Annotated in this window: 1 pseudogene; it reads left to right on the top strand. The window is 46.7% G+C overall.

The annotated features are described in order from the left end of the window. Positions 1 to 1194: pseudogene (locus A3756_RS24495) on the top strand (error-prone DNA polymerase); the annotation flags it as partial.

Genomic DNA, 1194 nt, shown 5'->3' with positions numbered 1-1194 from the left:
ATGTTCAGTCGCCGGTGTAGTCAAAGCACATACGGCGATAAAAGAGCATCAGCTACCAATAAAGCTGATTGTCGGCAGCCTCTTCCGCCTCGGCAAACATCTAGAATTGATACTACTCTGCCCCCATCGACAAGCTTATGCCGAGCTATGTCGCTTAATTACGAATGCTAGACGTCGAGCCAAGAAAGGTGAATACCAATTAACAGACTGGGATATCATGAGCATTCAGCATTGCCTGCTTATCTGGTTACCCAGCGGTAAGGCGCATGACCATTCCCAAGCCAAATGGCTGAAGAAGCATCACGCCAACAGACTTTGGCTTGGCTTACAGCGCCACCTGAAATACAACGATAAACAATATATCCAGCACTGCCAGCGTTTGGCCGAAAGTTGGGACTTAGCCATCACCGCCTGCGGTGGTGTATTAATGCATACCGCAACACGCCTACCGCTACAGCACGCTCTGACAGCCATCAGAAAAGGCCGTACCATTGCTCAGTCTGGCAAGCAGCTACTTAACAATACCGAGCGTTGTTTAAGGTCCAGACAGAAAATAAGCAAACTGTTTCGCGAGGAGTATTTACACGAAACTCTTGTTATCGCCCAACAATGCCAATTCAAGCTTAATGAACTTCGTTACGAATACCCTAGCGAGCTAGTCCCGAACAATGAAACACCCATCTCTTACCTGCGTACTTTAGTCACACAAGGCGTGAGGTTTCGTTTCCCTCAAGGTATTCCTGATCATATTCAGTCAACCATAGACAAAGAGCTGAATCTAATTGCAGAGCTGGACTATGCCTACTTCTTCCTAACGATCCACGACATTGTAATGTTCGCCAAACAAAGAGGAATTCTTTATCAAGGAAGAGGCTCTGCAGCCAACTCGGTAGTGTGTTATTGCCTGGAAATCACCTCTGTCGACCCTCGCCAGATATCTGTATTGTTTGAGCGCTTTATCAGTAAGGAGCGCAATGAGCCGCCTGATATCGACGTCGATTTCGAACACGAACGCCGTGAAGAAGTCATTCAGTATATTTATCAGAAATACGGCCGAGAACGAGCAGCCTTAGCTGCAAGCGTCATCACTTATCGCTTTAAAAGCGCCGTCAGGGATGTTGGTAAAGCCTTAGGTATCGCCGAAACACAACTTGAGTTTTTTATTAAGAACGTTAATCGACGTGACCACAGCTT

This window comes from Oleiphilus sp. HI0086, from assembly GCF_001635225.1.
Note: the sequence above shows the minus strand (reverse complement) of the source record. Positions and strands in the feature narration are given on the sequence as shown.